We start from the raw sequence: 20,266 nt of genomic DNA, 5'->3' as shown, positions 1-20,266 counted from the left end.
CAAAAATCCAGACTATAGTATTCCAGTGAAAGCAACGAAGGTCGCACCATCACGATATACTCAGGGCCAGCAGAAGCTGTCCCATGGGACAGTCATCGCCCGTTCGCGAGGACAGTCGGGGCGCTTTTGTTTGATCGTCAGCTGGAATGATCGAAAGTGTGTTGCCAGCAGGAAAAATATTCGCAAACATGAATATAATCATCGGCGTCGAGTTTCGGGGGGAGCATGGCGTTTGCGCAGAGCGAAATGACAAAACGGGTATGGCCCGAGCGCCTGGCCGTCACATGGCGATGGATGAAGGACCGGGTGCGCAAGGCGCGCCTCGAGGTGAAATTCATTCTCATCGCGTCGCTGATCGTCCTTGCCCTGATGTTCCTGCTTGGACTCTGGACGACGAAAAGCATCGAGAGGGCGATCATGCAGGGGGCGGGCAGCGTCGGAGCGGCCTACCTCCAGACTTTCGTCGAGCCGCTTATTTCTGAACAGGATATCCGCTCCAAGAGCCTGTCACCCGAGGTCAAGGCCAAACTCGATCAGCTTCTCGGCGACAGCCCGCTTGGCCAGCATGTGCGTGAGATCAAGATCTGGAACACCGATGGCAGCCTATTCTATTCGACGGCGGGGCAGAAGTTCGACAGGGAAGAGGTCTTTGACGAGCTGAGGCGTGCGACGAAGGGCGAAGTCGTCGTATCGCGCACCATGATCGCAAAACACCACTACTCCGGAGACGAGCGAAAGTCCGAATACATCGAGGTCTATGCACCATTGGTGCAGGACGCGTCCGGCAAGACGATCCTCGTCGGCGAATTCTACGAACGACCCAACTATCTGCTTGCAGAAATTGCCGGCGCATGGCGCTCGACGCTGATGATCGTGCTCCTCGTTTCCGTTCCCATGCTCGCTCTTCTCTACATGATCGTCCGCAGCGGCAGCCGCACGATCGACGACCAGCACACGGCGCTGCGCGCAAGCCTCAGGCACGCGCTGGAGCTGTCGAACCAGAACCGGCGTCTGCGGCTCGAGGCCGAACGCGCAAGACGGGAGGCCGGCAAGCTCAACGAGAAGATCCTCGACCAGATCGGTGCAGACCTTCACGACGGCCCAATACAGGTACTGACCCTCATCAAGCTCAGATTGAGCGACATGAGGCCATCCCCCGCAGAGAGCGACGGCGTGGTGGTTTCTGCCGAAAGCATGGGCAAGCTGCAGCACTTCGTCTCGGCCGTGCTGGAAGACATCAGAAACATATCCTCCGGCCTCGTCCTGCCTGAGCTCGACAACCTTTCGCTCAACGAAACCATTCTGCTTGCCGTTCGCCGTCACACGGACCTGACCGGCAATCGTGTCGCTCTAAAGGGTAAGCTCGATGTCGATCCGAGCCGGGGACATCTGAACATCTGCGTCTATCGCTTCATCCAGGAAGCGCTGATGAATGCACACCGGCACGCGCCAGGAAACGTCCAGCAGCTGCGCTATGGCATGCGGCGCAATCGCATTGTCATTGCCATCGCCGATATCGGCAGTCCACCGAAGGCGCAGGCCATAGCCCCGCAGCGCATTCGCCTGGGCAAGCTGATGCAGAAGCGTCGCATCCGTGCCTTCGGCGGCAAACTCCGTACGATCCGCCGCAGCAATGGCACGCTCGTCATCGTCCTGCTGCCACTGGAGTAATTCTGATGCCGCGGTCCGCGGAACCGGGGCCTGTCATCGGCAATTGCGCGAAGACGATAATACCAGTATAGCTCCAGATACCGATTTTCAGGATCGTCGGGATCGATCCGTCGAAAGGAGCGCCATGTCCGAAATCAGCTTGATCGAACGTGTTGGCAGGGAGCTCGGCCAGAGCGCGCCCGACGTGCCCCTCTACAAACGGCTCAAGTCGGCGATCGAGACTGCCATTCGCTCCAACGCGGTGAAGCCCGGCGGCATGCTGCCGGGGGAACGGGTTCTGGCAGAGAACCTGTCGCTGTCACGCGTAACGGTTCGAAAGGCGCTGGCGTTGCTCGAGGAGGAAGGGCTCCTCAACCGGCGCCATGGCTTCAGGACGGAGGTCGGATCGCGTGTCGAAAAGTCGCTTGCGACGCTGACAAGCTTTTCTGAGGACATTCGCGCGCGCGGGATGGAACCTGGATGCGTCTGGCTTTCCAAACAGATAAGCCGACCATCACCAGCCGAAATGATGGCCCTTGGTCTTTCCGCCAGCGCCATGGTCGTCCGTATGAAACGCGTCCGCACGGCAGACGGGCAGCCGATTGCGGTCGAGAGTTCAACGGTGCCGACGCGCTTTATTCCTTCACCGGATCTCGTTCGCGACTCGCTCTACGAGGCGCTTGCCGCGCGCGGTTTCATGCCACAGCGGGCGATCCAGCGGATGCGATCGAGAGCCGCCTCCAGCGAGGATGCCGCGCATCTCCATTGCGAGGCCGGCGCGCCATTGCTGGTGACCGAAAGACGCTGCTTCCTGCCCGACGAACAGATCGTCGAATATTGTGAGACCCGCTACAAGGGCGAGGTCTACGACTTCGTGTTCGAACTGCAGCGATAAGACCAGTTATAAACTGGTTGTATTCTGGTATTTTCCATCTATCGTGATGCCGAAATGGAGTGTCGCGGGTGCAACGGGAAGACATCAGGAATAGCCTCATCGTATCCTGCCAGCCGGTTCCGGATGGACCGATGGACGAGGCCGCGTTCGTCACGGGCTTCGCAAGAGCGGCTCTGAGTGCCGGGGCGAGCGCACTGCGGATCGAATCGGTTGCCTATGTCAAAGCCGTGCGGGCCGCCGTCACCGCCCCGATCGTCGGGATCGTCAAACGCGATCTTAGAGACAGTCCGGTGCGCATCACTCCGTTCCTGTCCGATGCGGAAGCGCTCGCCGATGCCGGAGCCGATATCGTCGCCTTCGATGCCACTGATCGCGTCCGCCCGGCATCCGTGGAAGCGCTGGTGCGCGCGATAAAGGCCAAGGGCAAGCTGACAATGGCGGACTGCTCTTCGCTTGAGGATGCAGGGCGCGCCCTTGCTGCCGGCGTCGATTTTGTCGGCACCACGCTCTCCGGCTATGTTGGCGGCCCGGAACCCGTCGACCCTGACATCGAGCTGATATCAGCCATGCGTCGGCTCACACCTTTCGTCATTGCCGAGGGACGTATCCGCTTTCCCGAGCAGGCGGTATCAGCGGCAAGGGCCGGGGCATTTGCCGTGGTCGTCGGCTCCGCGATTACCCGCACCGAGCACGTGACAGGCTGGTTCAGCCAAGCGATCGGCGAAGCCTATCGGGCACCGTCTTCAACGGGAGACGGCACTGTCCTTTCGATCGACATCGGCGGCACCAAGACAATGGCAGCGCTTGTCAGCGGCGACAGGGTTGTCGAGGAGGTCGTGGTTGCGACCGAACGCGGCGCCGGACCTGATGCCTGGCTCTCGACTGTGTTTCAATCGACCGCCGGCTGGGCGGACCGCTATGCCAGGATCGGTATCGCCGTCACCGGCGTGATCGAGGATGGATCCTGGTCGGCCCTCAATCCGGCAACGCTTCAAATCCCTGACCGCTACCCTCTCATCGACCGTGTCACGCGGATGTTCGGCAAGCCGGCTACTGCCGTCAACGATGCGCAGGCTGCGGCCTGGGGCGAGTACCGGTTCGGGGCAGGAGCGGGCGCCCCGCGCCTCGTCTTTCTCACGATCTCGACCGGCATTGGCGGCGGGGTCGTCATCGACGGCAGGCCGCTTCTCGGTCTTGCCGGACACTTCGGGCTGATCCGCTCACCTTCCGAGGGACAGTCACCGTTCGAGGACCAGACATCGGGCCGGTGGATTGCCAGCGAAGCCTCGCAGAACGGCCACCCGGTCGATGCCGTCGAAGTCTTCGAGCGCGCCAGAAACGGCGAAAGCTGGGCGGCAGACATCGTCTCCGGCTCTGCCTTTCGCGCAGCAACGCTCTGCCGGGACATCCAGCTGATGCTCGATCCCGACCGGATCGTCATCGGCGGCGGCATCGGCCTCGCTCAGGGCTATCTCGACCTCATGGAAAGCCATTTCAAGGGATTGTCGCCGAGGCTTGCACCACGTCTCATGGCGGCAAGGCTCGGCCGGCATGCCGGTATCATCGGCGCTGCGGATCTTGCTGGAGGAGGCCCGGCTGCAGCGGGGAAATAACGACGTAAAACCAAACAAGAAAGGGAACGATGATGACATACAAAAACACGTCACTTGCACTTGCGGCAACGCTTCTTGCGGGCGTCGCCCTGCCTGGCATCGCAAATGCCACCGTCACGGTGCTTGGCTGGCCGGGCGGCTCGGAGGAAACGGCGCTGCGCGCCACGGTCGAAGCCTATAATGGCCAGGCCGGTATCAGCGATGCCGACAAGGTCGAGCTGCTGTTCTTCAACCGCGACGGCTTCTTCGACAAGCTGCAGGCCGACATGGCCGCCGGCTCCAATGCGTTCGACGTCAATCTTGTCGCCACCTATTCGATCGGTCGTTACGCATCCTACATGGATCCCATCGACCTTGGTCCGGATGCCGCGAAGGTCTTTGGCGAATCCGTCCTCAAGACGATGCAGTTCAACGGCAAGCAATATGGTGTCCCAACCGACCTTTCCCTGCATTTCATGTACTACCGCAAGGACCTGGTGGATGCGCTGCTGAAGGACGATGCGGCAAGGAAGACCTACGGCGAGATCGCCAAGAAATTCCTTGGAAAGGAGCTCCAGCCGAAGGATCCCGACAGCTGGACCTGGGACGACTGGGCGGCAACGTCCCTCTACTTCAGCAAGCAGGCAAATTCGGCAAGCCCCGTGCGTTACGGCACCGTCCTGCAGATGAAGAACCTTCTCTTCAACATGATGGTCTTCCAGTCGCTGCCGCGATCCTACGGCGGTGAATGGATGGACAAGGACGGCAAGATCACCGTCGACTCCAATGCCTACAGGACGGGTCTCGAGCTCTACAAGAAGCTCTATGACGCCGGCGCCTCGCCAAAGGACTCGCTGAGCTACGAATACGCCGAAACCAACGCCGCCTTCGGCTCGGGCCAGGCCGCGACAGCACTGCAGTGGAACGCCGCAGCGGCAGACCTGACCAATGCCGAAAAAACTCCGGCTGTCGCCGAGGTGACTGGCATCGTTGCTCCCCCCGCCGGTCCAGACGGACGCGCCGACCACATTCACGGCCTTGGCCTTGGCCTCAACAAGAATGCCAAGAACAAGGAAGGCGCGGTCAAGTTCCTGAAGTGGCTGGCGAGTGAAGATGCGGCCCTGCTTTATGCCAAGAGCGGCGGTTCCCCGGCACTGTCGCCAGATGTCGTCGCCAAGGTCGCCAAGGAACGTCCCGATCTCGTCAAGCTTGGCGAATTTGCCAGCAAGTACGGCTACGTCATGAATGGCGCAACCTCCGCCAACGCGCTTTCGGTCTACGAGCTGCAGGCGAAGGAATTCACCGGATACTGGTCCGGCCAGCAGGGGCTCGACGACGCGCTTGCCCATGTGCAGACCGGCATGCAGGATCTCCTGAAGAAATAGGACAAAGCCGGCGTCAGCCCTTTGGCTGTCGCCGGCATTCCCGGCGGATCATGATGGCTACCGTAAAACATGCCGAAGGCAGGGCCTACCTGACGCCGCTTGTGGCGTTCCTGCTTCTGTTTCTCGGCTTTCCCTCTCTCGTCAACCTGATCTATTCGGTCTCGACGGTCAGTTTCGAAAACCTGCGCAGTCCAAGCCTCACTGGTCTTGGCAATTACACCTCGGTGCTGGCCGACGGAGAGTTCTGGCAGGCCGTATCCTTTTCCATGCGGTTCGGCAGCTTGACCGCACTGATGGAATGCCTGATCGGGCTGTTCCTCGCGATCTTCCTTGCGCCGCTTCTGGCCAGGCGGTCCTTCCTGATGGCACCATTGATGCTGCCGTTGATGGTTGCACCGGCGATGGTGGGCCTGATGTACCGTCTCGTCCTGCACGAGTTTGCCGGACCGGTGCCCTATTATCTGTTCCTGTGGTTCGGGGACAGCCCCGCATTCCTCGATGTGACCAACGCCTTCCGTACCCTTGTCGTCGTCGAGACGCTGCAATGGACGCCCTTCGCCTTCCTGCTCTTCTACATGGCCTACGTGGCGATCCCGCTTGATGTCCGGGAGGCCGCCGCACTCGACGGAGCACCCTGGTACAAGATCCTCTGGTGGATCGAGCTTCCGCTGATGGCGCCGACCCTCGTCATCGCCTTCTTCATCCGGTTCATCGATGGCTTTCGCGTCTTCGACAACGTCTATGCCCTGACCGGAAGCGGCGCCGGCGGATCGACGACATCGCTCTCGATCTACATCTACCAGGCATTTTTCAAGCAGGGGGCAATCGGAAAGGCCGTCGCGGCGTCGGTCGTGCTGTTCATCGCATCACTGGCCGTGCTCTACGGCCTGAACTGGCTTGCCGCCCGCAGGAGGACTTAGGCGATGCTCAATGCTGCTCGCTGGATCGTTTTTGCTGTCGCCGCCTTTGCCATGAACTTCCCGGTGATCGTCACGCTCGTCACCTCGCTGAAGAGCACGCGGGAACTGTCGATGAATGCCGGCCTGCTCGTCAGCCAACCGACGCTCGAGAACTACCTTCGCGTCCTGACAAACACGGATCGCTTCAACATCTACTCCTATCTTTTCAACAGCACGATCGCATCCCTGATCGGCACGGGCCTTGCCATCGTGCTGGCGTTTCCGGCTGCCTACGCCATTGCCCGAAGCGAGGCAGGCAAACGAACACTCCTGCCTGTCATCATCAACCTGCGGGCCGTGCCGCTGATCATCTTCGCCATCCCGCTCTACATGATGTATCAATGGCTGGGGCTTCTCGACACGCAGCTCGGGCTCGGGCTCATCCTGACGATCGTCAATACGCCGCTCGCACTCGTCATCATGGTCAACGCGATTTCCGACGTCCCGCTGGAGCTCGACGAGGCTGCGAAGGTTGATGGTGCGAGCTCCCTTGAGATCATGCTCCTGATCATTCGGCCGGTCGTGCGGCCGGCACTCGTGACCACATTCATCTTCGGCTTCATCACCGCCTGGAACGAGTTCCTGTTCGGCCTTATGTTGACAACCAGTCGAGCCGTTCCGATGACGGTCGGCGCTTCGTTTTTCTTTGCAGCCAGTGGCGGCGGTGTCCAGTGGGGAACGGCTTCGGCCGTGATGATACTTGGCGCATTGCCGCCGGCCGTGCTTGGACTTCTCATGTACAGGCAGATTTCCGGCTCGATGACCGCCGGCGCCGTCAAGGGATAGGTCTTCCGGCGGCCTCTCGGGTGGCCTTGACCGGTCTCTTGCGCGCTCCGGGCCTCGAAGATCCAGTTTTCCGGACAGCGAGAAAAACGGCCGGATCGCTACTTGGCATCGAAAGTATAAAACATGCTTCCGCAATATTTACGCATCTTGCCTCAATATACATTCCACCGAGCCAAATCCTGCCCCAATGCTTGCATGATATACTTTTTGTTTCGACTGAACAAATTCGATCACAGGGACTTAATTGCCTGATTTTCCTGATTTAATTCAATATAGGATTTGGCATCGAAAAATTATATTATCGCAAATATGTTTTTACTGTTGCATGCGGAGTTATTTGCGCCTAGCATGTAATGACCGCGATACCAAGGACGATCAATAATACGTCCGGGTGGGGTTTCCTTAAACTGCAAGAATTCATTCCGTAGAAGTCATTCCTCGGAAGGTTTAACTACGCGCAGACAGAGGTCGCCCATGGAACTTGATCTTCATTCCATTCACCATGCCTCCACGCAAAAAGTTGCTCTTCTCGACGCCTACTATCCGGGCACGGAGACGCGCACCCATCGGGTCAGTGTCTTCGGTGCCGGCTATGTTGGTTGCGTATCTTCCGCATGTCTCTGCAATGACGGTTTCCCCGTCGTCGCAGTCGATCCCGATCCCTTCAAGGTCGACCATCTCGCCGACGGTCAGGCTCCGATCGTGGAGCCGGGTCTGGACGAGTTGCTTCACAACGCCCATGACGGCGCACTGCTAAATGCCACGCAATCGGCAGCCGATGCCATCAACGACACGGATATCTCGTTCTGCTGTGTCGGTACGCCAAGTCTTCCCGATGGAACGCTCGATACCAGCCATGTGCGGCAGGTTTGCGAGGATATCGGCAAGGCACTTCGGCACAAGAACGAGTTCCACATCGTCGTCATGCGGTCGACCATCCTGCCCGGTACGATGGAAGAGATCGTCATCCCGACACTGGAGACCGCTTCCGGCAAGGTTGCTGGACGTGATTTCGGCATTGCCTACTATCCGGAGTTTCTTCGTGAAAGCACGGCGATTGCTGACTACTACAAACCAGGCGCGATCGTGTTTGGACAGTATGGGGACGATACCCGTTCGATCGACGCCCTCAGGGACCTTGTCAGCGGCATCGACGTGACACCGCACGTCATCCCGATGCGAAGCGCCGAAATCGTCAAATACGCCAACAACTGCTGGCATGCCGTGAAAATCAGCTTCTCCAACGAGATCGGCAACATCTGCAAGGCCAAGGATATCGACAGCCATGTGGTGATGGACGTGCTCTGCTCGGACACCCGCCTGAATATTTCCCGGGCCTACATGAAGCCCGGTTTTGCCTTTGGCGGCTCCTGCCTTCCCAAGGATCTCAGGGCATTGACGGCACTCGGCCGGTCGATGAACGTTCCGACACCGCTTCTGGATGCGGCCAGGCTTGCCAACACCGTCCAGATCGATCACGCGCGTTCGCTCGTCGATGCGGCACCGCACGAAAAAATCGGCTTCATCGGCGTGACCTTCAAGGCAGACACCGATGATCTCAGGGAAAGCCCGCTCCTCGAACTGGTCGAGGGTTTCCTTGGCAAGGGCAAGGAGGTGACGATCTACGATCCACACGTTGCCAGGGATGCCAGCCAGGGCCGCAACTACCTCAGGCATATCGCCGTCCATTTGCGCGACAGCATGGACGAGGTCATTGCGTCCTCCGAGGTCATCGTCGTCGGCAACAAGTATCCCGGCCTGAAGGATGCACTCGAAGCCGCCGGCATGCCGGTTACGGTGATCGATCTCGCCCGCATCGAACGGCCGCAGAACGGGAACGTCACCTACCACGGTTTGTGCTGGTGATTGTTCTGCGCCGGCCGCGGCAGGTGGCCGGCGCATCCATCCGGTGCGGGTGGAGGGAAAGCCCGGGGGCTTCCCGATTTCTGTCAGCTCTTTGTTCATGATCAATAAGGCAGGAACCATGGCGGGGATACCGTACGCCGATCACGCAAGACCTGTTGCGACACCAGTGGACCGTCTGCCTGCTGTGTCGACGTTCGGCCGCGAGGGTCGTGCCGCCGCGCGCTTTGTTGCCTGGAGCGAGACATTCGAGGCGCATCTGGCCTATATCGTCCTTGTCGTCGGCATCGCCTGCATCACCCCGATCGACAGTCTTGCAAGCGCCCACTCGGGAGCGCTGTTCGGCCTCGGCCTACTTGCGATCTGGCGCTATGGCTGGGGACTGACACATTTCGTGCGGTCCAACATCTATCGCTTTCTTGTCTTTCCAAAAATGCGCAAGGTCGCCGATGACTGCATGCGCGCCAGTGATGGCAGCGCGAGCAAACAGCGTGCCTTTCTGCTCGTGACCAGCTACCGCATCGACAGCGATACGACGGCCGCCGTCTATCGCGCCGCATTCGAGGCGGCAAAACGCGCGCCCTGCGAAACAACAGTCGTGGCATCCATTGTCGAGCTCGGCGACCAGCGGCTGATCAAGCTGGTTCATCGGCTGATCTGTGGCAATAACACGAAGGTGTCGCTGATCATCACCCGCATTGCCGGCAGTGGAAAACGCGACGCGCTCGCCTATGCCTTCCGGGCAATCTCCCGGCAGGACCCAGGAGAGGACGACGTCGTCGCCGTCATCGACGGAGATTCGATCGTACCACCCGATCTCATCGGCAGATGCCTCGGCTTTTTCCGTGCCAGCAGCCGGGTCGGGGCGCTGACGACCGACGAGGTTTCCCGGGTGCACGGCAAGGCGAAGTTCCATATCTGGTACAGCCTGCGTTTTGCCCAGCGGCACATTCTCATGTCGTCGAACGGGCTGTCCCGCAAGGTGCTCACCCTGACGGGGCGCATGTCGATGTTCCGGGCATCGATCGTCTGCAATCCCGACTTCGTAAGACAGGTCGAGTCTGATTACGTCGATCACTGGCGCTTCGGCCGCCTGAAATTCCTAACTGGTGACGACAAGTCGAGCTGGTTCTGGCTTCTGCGCAACGGCTACCAGATGCTCTACGTTCCCGATGTCGTCGTCGCAACCGTTGAGGAACCTCCGTCGAAACGGTTTTTCCCGGCGGCGACGCAGTTGATGGTGCGCTGGTTCGGCAACATGCTGCGCACCAATTCGCGGGCACTGAGGCTCGGACCGCGCAAGGTCGGCTACTTCACCTGGTGGACAATCTTCGATCAGCGCGTGTCGATGTGGACCTCCCTTGCCGGACTGGCAATGGTGTGTCTGGTCGGGCTGTTCGAAACGCCATTCGCGTTCCTGATCTACGTTCTCTGGGTTCTGGTTACCCGCTACGTATTGACGCTGATGCTGTTCAATTCCAGACCGCGGGTGTCTGCCCTCTATCCGTTTTTCATCTACTTCAACCAGATCTACGGATCGATCATCAAGACCTACATCTTCTTCCATCTCAACAAGCAGCGCTGGACCCGCCAGAAGACAACGCTTGCAGATGGTCGTACCCGTTTCGCCGGGCGGCTTCGCGAAGCGTCCTCCGCTTTCGTGCAGGTCACCGCGGTCATGGTTTTCATCACACTCGTCGCTCTCGTGCTGGGGCAATTGGCTGTCCCGGACGCATCCATACTTGCAATGGCCTACGGACTGGACCCGATAGATTGAGGAAGCGGATATGAACGTCGTCAAATTCGAAGCCGATGTACAGCGCCAGCATCCACGTTTTAAGCTTCCCTTGAAATGCATCATCGAGGGCTACCGCTATGAGTGCCTCGACTGGTCGGTCGGCGGTATCGGCGTCGCGACCGGCAAGACCCGATTACAGGAGTTCGGGACGTTTCCCGTCGACCTGGAATTCCCCTTCGACGGCTTTGTCTTCACCCTGAGAGTGACCGCGCAGGTTCGCTACAACGATCCGGTCAAGGGACGTACCGGATTCCAGTACATGTCCCTGACCGAAGAACAACTTCGCTTCCTCCGTTATGTCAGGGATGCGCATCTGACCGGTGAGGTTGTCACCCTCAACGACCTTCTCGATCTAACGAGCCGGTCGATCGAGCACCACACCCGCAAGAAGGAAGCCGAACCTCTGGAACCCTCGGGACGCCATCGCTATGCGGCGCTCGCCGAGCGGTCGCTTCGCATTGGGTTGCTCGGAACTCTCTGCCTGGCGGTCGTCCTGTTCCTGTGGGGCGCGCTCTATCAGAAACTCTGGACCTTCCGCGCTGACGAGTCGCTCGTGACGATCGATTCAGCGCCCGTGATTGCGCCGTCCGACGGGGTCCTCACCAACGTCGTGACTGAAGGGGCGGTTAAGGCGGGCGATCCGGTAGCGACGATATTGCCGACGGCCAACAACAAGAGCATCAGCGTGCTCGCCCGCTGTGACTGCATTGTTCAGGACGTTCAGGTGGAACTGGACAGCCAGGTGAGGGCCGGTCAGCGGCTTCTTTCCCTGCGTATGGCCAATGCCAAGCCGCATGTCGTGGCGATGGTCGACTACACCGAGGCGCAGCGCCTCTTCAGGGGCGCGCGGGTGCTCGTCGATCTTCCGCATGGACCGCGGATCCCGAACGCATCGATCCGGGACCTGCCGAAGCTGACAACCACCGACCTTGAATCCGGCGACCGGATCCCGATCAACATCGACGTCGGCGATGCCGACCTGTCGTCCTTCGTCGGAACGCCCGTGACCGTCCGCTTCGTGCAACTGCCTTGGACGGGGCTTCCGCTCACCGAAGCCGTAAGCGAGGCGGTCGGGGCAATCGATACCGGGAGCACGCCACCTGCACAGCCGAAAGGGTGAGACGCGCCCCGCGTGCAACAGCACGTCAAGCGAGTTCGACAGTCTGCAATGACGAGGAAACGGACGGAGTCCATGCGTATGACCTGCACAAAGCGATCCCTCGCAGAATTGACGGCCCCGGTTCTGGCTGTCGTCGTCCTCGCCATCGGCCTGGCCCCGGCATGCGCGCGGGCCGCTGATAGCGCCGACGAGATCATCGACAGGATCCACCAGTCCATCCTTGACGTCGACAAGGCCAAGGCGCCAGCCGATCGCGTCAAGGCCTATGACCGCGCCCGCGACGAGCTGACCGCATTGAAACAGGCGGCAGAGAGCGGTGACGAGGCAGCGCGAACGGGCATAGACGGATTGAAGACGGATGGCATCACGCCCGATGTCGTGACGTCCGGATCGCTGAGCGCGATCTTATCCAGCCTGACGGACAAGGGCGTCGATCCCGACGAGCGCATCGCCACGCGGGTGAAGATCGACGAGCTGATTGAAGAACTCTCGGCGCCGGCGCTGAAGGTCTCCGCTCTCGCCTATTATGCCCGCCAGATCGCAAGCGATCATGATGCGGCTCTTGCCCTTCTCGATCGGGCCATCGGCGAGACCGCCAAATTGACCTCGGCCCAGGAAAAGAACGCAGCGCTGAACGATATCGCCCAGGTTGGCGCATATGTCGAACCGATGCTGACCTCGAAGATCATCAACAGGGCGGTCAGCAGCATGTGGCCGACACGGATGCGAGGGTTTGCGCGCTACGACGTTGCCCTTCGTATCCTCGGCGATCGGAAAGTCGGCAAGACGGATGTCAGGGACGCCAAGTTCGACGATCTCTCCGCCGCAATCGAAACCGAACTCTCCGCCGGCCGGATCGAGCAGGCCCTGCTTCTCGCCCTCGCGGTCGATCCGGAATCGTCGAAACATCGCGCGCAAGCGATGAATGAGGTGCTCGATGCCGCGCTCAAGGCAAATGCCGTAAACCTGTTTCCGGTGCTGTCCACGAGCTTGGCCGACAGGAGCGACCAGGAAGACCTGATCGTCCGCATCGTGAAGAACCGTGTCGATGCCAATCGCCTGATCGACGCGACCGCAATGACCGAAGCGATGGAGACCGGTCCGGGACTTGCGGAGATCGACTTCATCCTGGCGACCGAACTTGACGATCGCGGCCTGACCAAGATGGCCCTCGAACAATATCAGCGAGGCACGACCATCGCCAAGGCGTTGAGCGGCGAGGCGAAGGAAGCAGCCCTTATTGCGGCGATCAGCGGTGCTACCGATCTGAAGCGCTTTGACGATGCCAGCGCCTTTGCAGGCCAGCTGACGGACATGGCGGGAGCGTCAAGTGCGCTTGGCAATCTTGCAAAGGCATTCGCAGACAGCGACGACCTCACCAAGGCTGAAGCGCTTCTGCCGAAAATTGCCGAACAGAAGGACCGCGAACAGGCCCTTTCAGGCATTGGTCGTGCGAAGGCAAGGGCAGGCGATCTCAATGCGGCAGCGAGCATTGCAAACGAGATCGCAAACGATGAGGACAAGGGTCGCGTGCAGTCGGAAATCGTCCGGGTCTTTGCCCGCAGCGGCAGGATCGACGATGCGCTCGGCCTTGCAACGTCGATCAAGGAGCCGGAGTATCGCGTTGAAGCCCTGCTGCGCCTCGCCAAGGAAATGTCCGGAAAGAGCGGGGCTGACCGCGCCCGCGATGTCGTCGGTCAGGCCATCAGCTTCACCGGCGGCATAGGCAAGGCGCAACAGCGTGACGACCTCTATTTGGACATCATCGACTACCTGTCAAAGTCCAATCAGATCGACCTTGCCAAATCGCTCGTCGGAAAGATTTCAGACGAGAAGCTGAAGGCCAAGGCAGCCGGACGCATCGCAAGCCGCGCCGCCCTGTCCGGCGATGCCAAGAGTGCGTTTGCCTATCTCGACAGCCAGCTCTCGGCGGGCGAGGAGGCCATCAGGGCCGAGGTGCTTGTCGCAGCCGCGAGCGATCCGGCCTATGTCAAGACAGCTGTCCTTTCCACCCGTGACATTCGCGATCCGATGTTGCGCGTGAAGACGTTTCGGGCCATCGCTGAAGTGCAACTCTCCCATCTCGACCGCCTCGGTTTCGGGATGGGCAGGGGCGAGCCTGCGGACTACGTGATGCCAGTGAGCGGGGCGCAGGACAAGGACCAATCCACCGCAGGCGTGTCCAAGTCGATCTTCAGCGACGGCAGGATGTCGATCCATACGACGTCGATGTCGACGCCGCCGCTTGCCCAGGGCTATCCAGATATCAGCAAGACCGCAGCGACCACGCGCGCGATGATTCCGCTGCCTGTCGCGGGGCGTGTCTCGATAACGCTTGGAAACCTCAGTCCCTATGAGAGCAAGTTCATGGAAGATCTCGCCGGCGGATCGACCGGCCTCTCCCATGCGGCACGGGCGCAGGGCCTGCTTTACCCGCGGATCATTGTTGTCCAGAGCGGCATCTATACGCTTGGCAGTCTGGCGATGCAGCTCGGCAGCGTCGGCGACACGCCGCTCATCGAACGGGACGGTGATGTCGTGACCCTTCGCGCTCCCTTGCTCGTCGGCGAGGAAGCAAGCCTGATCCTGTCCGGCCAGGAGGCCTCCGTCTATCGCCTGTCGGCAACTGGCGGTGCCTTCATGGCGATTGCCGGCAAACTCTACATCCAGGACACGACGGTGACATCGTGGGACGAGACGCTGAACGAGCCGAGGAGCTCCAGCAAGGCCACGCGCGGATCCTTCCGCCCGTTCATTGTCGGCTGGAGCAATTCAGAAATGTATATTGGCGGATCGGTCATGGATTCGCTGGGCTATGCAGCCTCGAAGTCATTCGGGCTGACTTTTTCGGCCGGTCCGAAGGCCATCGCCAAGGCCCGCGATGCCTTGAAAAACCCGACCGGCATTGTCGTCGAGAACTACTTCCACAATTTCGAATACGGCTTCTACTCCTATGAAGCCGATGACATCTCCCTTGTTGGCAACGAGTACGCGAACAATGTTCTGTACGCGGTCGATCCGCACGACCGCTCGCAGCGGCTGCTGATCGCGCTCAACACCGCCCACGACACCATCGTGAAGCATGGGATCATCATCTCGCGCGGCGTCGACGCCAGCTGGAAGGTCGGCAACGTCGTTTTCCACAACAAGGGCTCCGGCCTCATGCTGGACCGCGACAGCGTCGACAACCTTCTCTATGGCAACTTCTCCTTCGAAAACGACCAGGACGGACTGACCTTCTTCGAAAGCAGTTGCAATCTTGCGGTCGCAAATGCCTTCATCGACAACGGCCGGTCCGGGATCAGGCTTCGCAACAGCTGGGATGTCGCCGTCAGGGACAATACGATCGTTCGCAACAAGCTCGAGGCGATCAGCGGTTACATCAGCGACCTGTCTTCCGCGCAAGACGAGCACAGGCGCGATCTTGTCATGGATCCCTATGTGCCGCTGACAACCTTCACAGCGACGGGCAACCTGATTTCCGCCAACGGCAAGGGCATCAAGGCGGACGGTGCTTCCGGCGTGACGCTTGCGCAAAACGAATTCCAGAGCCAGGAAGGACGCCTACTCGACGGCGACGCCCGTCCCTTCGAGGGACATGTCCTGCGCTTCAACGGGCATGAACCTGTCGCAATCGCCTCCACATGCCGGCCGCTGCGCCCGGTCAACTATGAATGTGCGTTCCGCAAGGCCGGACTGGTCGGGGAAAACGATGCCCTCTTCTTCGACAGCAAAGCAGAAGGCAACTGCACGGACACGCATGGCTCGGTCCAGTTCGATGGCTTCCACGCAAAAGGAGACAGCACGTGAAAAAAGCGGCTCCCATGTTCATGGCCGTGCGCCACGGGCTCGCCTTCCTGGCCCTCCTATCAACTGTGGCAGTATCGCCCCTTGAGACGCTGGCGGCGGCTTCAGAGACGACCGACAGCGCTTCCTATCAGGGCCTCTTCGACGTCGCAGCCCGCAGGGCATTCCTCGCGCAGAAATCATCGTCCGACGCACGCAAGGCATGCCTGTCGGTCGACGCCGATCCAAAGTGGATGGACATCGAGATTGTCAAGGGCCTGACGACCACCGAAGGCTACGGAACCGACGGGTCCGGCAACCAGTATGCGTTTGCTGTCATGGTGCTCTCTGGCCGCGCACTCGCGGGCGACAAGCGTGCGGAGGACATGCTGAAGCGGTTCCTGCTGAAATGGGCGGACGCCGGCGCATTTTCTAAGACCGAGAAAATCCACGACGCCTATTACGCCCTGAAGCGGCTGATGCTGCCGACCGTTGTTGCCTTTTCGATCATTCGCGACGGGCTCAGCGATGAAGACAAGCAGAAGCTCACTGCCTGGATCGATCCGCTGGTTCGGCGCACCGACCAGATGTTCGAGGGAAGTGTCGACTACAACAATCACCGGTATCTCGCCGACAGCGTGCTGATGGCCTGGGGCAGCCTGACCGGCGACCGGGCGCTCTATCAGAAGGGTATCGACCGCTTCCGCGTCATCCTTGACGATGCGCGCGCCGACGGCAGCCTGCCTCTCGAAACCCGCCGCGGTGCGCGCTCCCTCTGGTACATGCGCCAGTCGCTGACGAGCATGACCGTCATGGCTGAAATCGCCAGGGGCGCAGGCGACGATCTGTTCGACGCCACGGCCACGTCAGACGGTGCCAAAAAATCGATGTGGACGGTGCTGTCCTACTGGATGAACGGCATGACCAACCCGATCCTGGTCAACGCCTACGCGGCGGAGAACTATATTCCAGGTCCGGAGGAGGATTTCATGAAGCCCGATTTCGGCTTCCTGGAAAACCGCGGCAACGGACGGCACTATCTCGCCTTCCTCGAAGCCATCGCAGTGCGCGAGCCGGAGAACTTCCCGGGCAGGCGGGCAGGGGCCCTCCTCGAGCGGGAAGGTGCGAACGAACGTCCTCTCATCGATGAGTTCGCCGGTGGCAACGCCACCTGCTTCTGGAGGCAAGGATGACCCGTTGCCGGAACCGCCGCCACTCTGTTCTTGTCGCAGCCATGTGCCTCGCTTTGTCGACGCCTGTCCTGGCAGCCGACGAAGCGGCGTCAGAACTGGTGGTAGAACCGGCACAGCAGGTCGATCTCCTCATTCAGCGCCACGACAGCGACGGTCTGGTCAAGCTCGCCAGACAATTGCAAGGTGGGGATGCGGTCTCGGTCGACAATCCGCTGCGGGTTCCGGATTTTCCAAAGGCGCGCCAGGCGTTTGAAGCTGCCGTGACGATTCCGGGTCCAAGACAGGGCGAAGCAAAGCTCTTTCTCGCCAAGATGATGCTGAGCGGGGAGGGGGGACCGGTCGATGTCGACCGCGCGCTGTCCCTGCTTGAGGATGTCATCAAGGCAGGCAACGCCGAAGCCGCATTTCTTCGCGGGCAAAGGCTGGCATCGCGTCCAGACCGGATCGCGCAGGCGCGTGATGACCTCAATCTTGCCCTTCGCCTTGGCGACGCGGCGGCAGCATTCGAGCTTGCCAAGCTTCCCGGCTCGACCCCTGAACAGGCGGCCGCCATGACGCAATTCGGCATCAACCTCCTTGGCCAGCGAGCCGCGCGCGGCGACGCCAACGCCGCATTCGATCTTGGTGGCTACTATCGCAGGCTATCGGCCAAACCGGAGGATCAGGAAAAGGCACTCTCCTGGTACCGCAAGTCGGCGGAACTCGGACAGGCGACGGCCACCTTGTGGGTCGCCCGCCTGCTCGCAAATCCGGACTCCCCGCTGTTTGATCCCGCCGCCGCAGTCAAGCAGTACGAGGCGGCCGCGCGCGAGGGGTCGATCGAGGCTGCACAGGAGCTGGTCCGCGATTTTGCCGATGCCGGCAAGCTTTCCGTGCCACCTGCAGTCTATGACACCTGGATCGGAAAGCTGATCGACGCCAAGGACGCCACGGCGGTCCTCTACTATTCGCAGGCATTGCAGGAGACGGCCGAGCAGCGCAGGACGTCGTCGGACGCCCTTTACGAGGCGACGATGTCCGGCCGGGTGGCTCCCGAGGACCTGGTCCGGATCGGCGAGAGCTTCCGGGACGGCGCCGGCGTCGTCATCGATCAGACCCGCGCGGCAAACATTTTCAGGCTTGGCGTCGAAAACGGATCGGGCGCGGCGCTGACACGGTTCGCCCATATCGTCATCGATGTCCCGTCACTGCGCAGCCATGAAAATGTGGCGCTTGCCGCCGCCAAGCTGTCTGAGCTTTCCTCAAAAGGCAGCGTGACCGGGGAAATGCTGCTTGGCGACATGTATGCGAAAGGCGTCCTTGGCGCCGTCGACGAGACGAAAGCCATCGATCACTATCTCAAGGCTCTTGCACATGCAGAATCGGTCGAGGTCCTCAATCGCGTTGCCGACGTCTACCTTTCCTCCCCCGACAACGATACGCAGAGGAAGGCCTTTCCCTTCATCGAGCGCGCATCGAGCGCCGGCAGCGAAAGCGCCATGCTCAAGGAGGCCCAGGCTTACGCCGATGGCAAGCTCGTCCGCCAGGACTTCGACAAGGCTGTGACCCTCTACAGGAAGGCAATCGCGCTTGGTGCCACCGACGCACTGGTAAACCTTGCCAACCTCTACCTCTCGCGTGGCGGAGACAGCGCGTTCAAGGACGCGCATGAAGCCTTCTCCAGTGCGATTGCAGCGGGAAACCGCGAAGCGCCGGTGGAAATGGCAAGGTTCCTCAAGGCCAACGGCAAGCTCGACGAAGCGATCAGCCGATTGACCACGGCCGCCCGGAAGAAGAACAGCCCGGCTGCCGTCGAACTTTACCAGTACCTTTCGGAGCGGGCCCAGAATCCTGATGTCGGCATCCAATGGCTGCGTCTTGCACTGAAGACCGTCAGCGATATCCCACGCGAGAAAGTACGTCTGGCAAGCGCCATGCTGCTGCCTTCCGACGTCAGGCTGAACGGTCAGGCTGCCTTCATGCTGCGTGAACTTGCCGGCGCGAATATTCCAGGTGCCGCCGTTGCCCTCGCCAATGTCTACATCGAGGGGAAAGGGGACGCGAAGGATGTTCCGGCCGGCCTGGAGCTGCTCGAACAGGCATCGCAGAAGGGTGAGATCGATGCCCTTACGAAACTCGGCGATCTCTACATGGATGGCCAGTTTGTCGAGGGCGACGAGCCGCGGGCCGTCGGCTACTACCGTGCCGCGCTGGTGATCCATCCGACAGATCCGTCCGCTAACATGCGCCTGGCGCGAGCCTATCGCGAGGGCCGCGGTGTCAAGCGCGATCTCGCGGTCGCGGCGACCAACCTGAAGACGGCCTCCGATGCTGGCAATCCGATGGCGACACGCGAACTTGGCCTCGCCTACATGTGGGGCAGCGGTGTCGAAAAGAAGGAAGACAAGGGCCTTCAGCTGCTGCGCTCGGCGGCCGACCATGGCTATGCATTTGCCTGGCACGACCTTGCCGAAACCTATGGTTCAGCCGTCGGACCCGGTGTCGATGCATCGCAAGCATTCCGGATGAACATGCGCGGCGCAAAGGAAGGTCACGTCTCCGCGATGATCGGGGCCGGCATCGCGCTTCTGTCCGGCTTCGGCACCCAACGCGATCCCGAGGCTGGCATTCTCTGGCTGGAACGGGCGTCTGCGAGCACCGGATGGGATGCCTCCGACGCCATGTACCGTCTGGCCGAGGTCTATCAATACGGCATCGGTGTCGACAGGAACCTTGAAAAGGCACGGGAATGGGAGCTTCGTGCCGCCAATGCGGGAAGCACCACGGCAATGTTTCATCTCGCCCTGCAACTCGAAGCCGACAATACGGACGCAAGCAGGGCCGAGGCCATCAAATGGTTGGAGAGCGCCCGGGCGCTGAAGCATGTCCAGGCCGCCAAGAAGCTCAGGACGATGCAGGCGGGAGACGGCACGGCCGCATCCTCGCCAGGGGCAGAAGACAAAGGGGTGGAAGACAATGGTGTGGAAGAGTGAGCGCCAACGCAGCGTCACGTTTCGCAAGCGTCTGCCGCGTCCGCCGCTCAGCGGCGTGAACCTGCAAGGAACCCCCGAGAGCAGTTGGCGGGTGCTGGCGTGCACCGCGCTGATTGTTCCGGCACGTGGCGATCGCGATCACGGCCCATCCAATGACTGGGTCGTTCTGGTGAGAGACGAAATCCTCTCGCAAGCGCGCCAGCGCCTGCACCGGAGAGGAAAGGCCACCCGCAGCAAGAACGACGACGACCGGAAGCAGTAAGGTGA

The 20,266-nt window shown here is 60.7% G+C and carries 13 protein-coding genes; all 13 read left to right on the top strand.

Annotation, left to right across the window (positions count from 1 at the left end):
* The first annotated feature begins 246 nt into the window (after positions 1-246).
* Positions 247-1,671 (top strand): sensor histidine kinase, encoded by a 1,425-nt coding sequence (locus FHX16_RS27750; protein ID WP_183757396.1) that lies wholly within the window; start codon positions 247-249, stop codon positions 1,669-1,671.
* 124 nt (positions 1,672-1,795) lie between these two features.
* Positions 1,796-2,545, top strand: coding sequence for a GntR family transcriptional regulator (locus tag FHX16_RS27745; protein ID WP_183757395.1), 750 nt, complete (start codon positions 1,796-1,798; stop codon positions 2,543-2,545).
* Positions 2,546-2,613: 68 nt separating this feature from the next.
* A complete protein-coding gene (locus FHX16_RS27740; RefSeq protein WP_259131536.1) occupies positions 2,614-4,158 on the top strand; it encodes a putative N-acetylmannosamine-6-phosphate 2-epimerase in 1,545 nt (514 codons plus the stop codon).
* 32 nt (positions 4,159-4,190) lie between these two features.
* Positions 4,191-5,522: an extracellular solute-binding protein gene (locus FHX16_RS27735; protein ID WP_259131546.1), complete on the top strand. Its 1,332-nt coding sequence runs from the start codon at positions 4,191-4,193 to the stop codon at positions 5,520-5,522.
* Positions 5,523-5,575: 53 nt separating this feature from the next.
* Positions 5,576-6,442: a carbohydrate ABC transporter permease gene (locus FHX16_RS27730; RefSeq protein WP_183757392.1), complete on the top strand. Its 867-nt coding sequence runs from the start codon at positions 5,576-5,578 to the stop codon at positions 6,440-6,442.
* Between the two features lie 3 nt (positions 6,443-6,445).
* Entirely contained in the window at positions 6,446-7,267 is an 822-nt protein-coding gene (locus FHX16_RS27725) for a carbohydrate ABC transporter permease (protein WP_259131533.1), read from the top strand.
* A 474-nt stretch (positions 7,268-7,741) separates the two neighbouring features.
* Positions 7,742-9,133: a nucleotide sugar dehydrogenase gene (locus FHX16_RS27720; protein WP_183757390.1), complete on the top strand. Its 1,392-nt coding sequence runs from the start codon at positions 7,742-7,744 to the stop codon at positions 9,131-9,133.
* A 118-nt stretch (positions 9,134-9,251) separates the two neighbouring features.
* Positions 9,252-10,907 carry a glycosyltransferase gene (locus tag FHX16_RS27715; protein ID WP_183864474.1) on the top strand — a complete coding sequence of 552 codons (1,656 nt, stop codon included), beginning with the start codon at positions 9,252-9,254 and terminating at the stop codon, positions 10,905-10,907.
* 10 nt (positions 10,908-10,917) lie between these two features.
* On the top strand, positions 10,918-12,048 hold the full coding sequence (locus tag FHX16_RS27710) for a PilZ domain-containing protein (RefSeq protein ID WP_259131528.1): 1,131 nt from the start codon (positions 10,918-10,920) through the stop codon (positions 12,046-12,048).
* 78 nt (positions 12,049-12,126) lie between these two features.
* On the top strand, positions 12,127-15,858 hold the full coding sequence (locus FHX16_RS27705; RefSeq protein ID WP_259131526.1) for a right-handed parallel beta-helix repeat-containing protein: 3,732 nt from the start codon (positions 12,127-12,129) through the stop codon (positions 15,856-15,858).
* Positions 15,855-17,027 (top strand): alginate lyase family protein, encoded by a 1,173-nt coding sequence (locus FHX16_RS27700; RefSeq protein ID WP_183864472.1) that lies wholly within the window; start codon positions 15,855-15,857, stop codon positions 17,025-17,027. Before FHX16_RS27705 ends, FHX16_RS27700 begins: the two co-directional genes overlap by 4 nt.
* Positions 17,024-19,999 (top strand): SEL1-like repeat protein, encoded by a 2,976-nt coding sequence (locus tag FHX16_RS27695; protein WP_183864471.1) that lies wholly within the window; start codon positions 17,024-17,026, stop codon positions 19,997-19,999. Before FHX16_RS27700 ends, FHX16_RS27695 begins: the two co-directional genes overlap by 4 nt.
* Entirely contained in the window at positions 19,983-20,261 is a 279-nt protein-coding gene (locus FHX16_RS27690) for a hypothetical protein (protein WP_183757385.1), read from the top strand. Before FHX16_RS27695 ends, FHX16_RS27690 begins: the two co-directional genes overlap by 17 nt.
* Positions 20,262-20,266 lie beyond the last annotated feature (5 nt).

This window comes from Rhizobium sp. BK661 (genome assembly GCF_024808825.1).
Lineage (GTDB): Bacteria > Pseudomonadota > Alphaproteobacteria > Rhizobiales > Rhizobiaceae > Rhizobium.
This window is presented reverse-complemented; position numbering and strand designations above follow the sequence as displayed.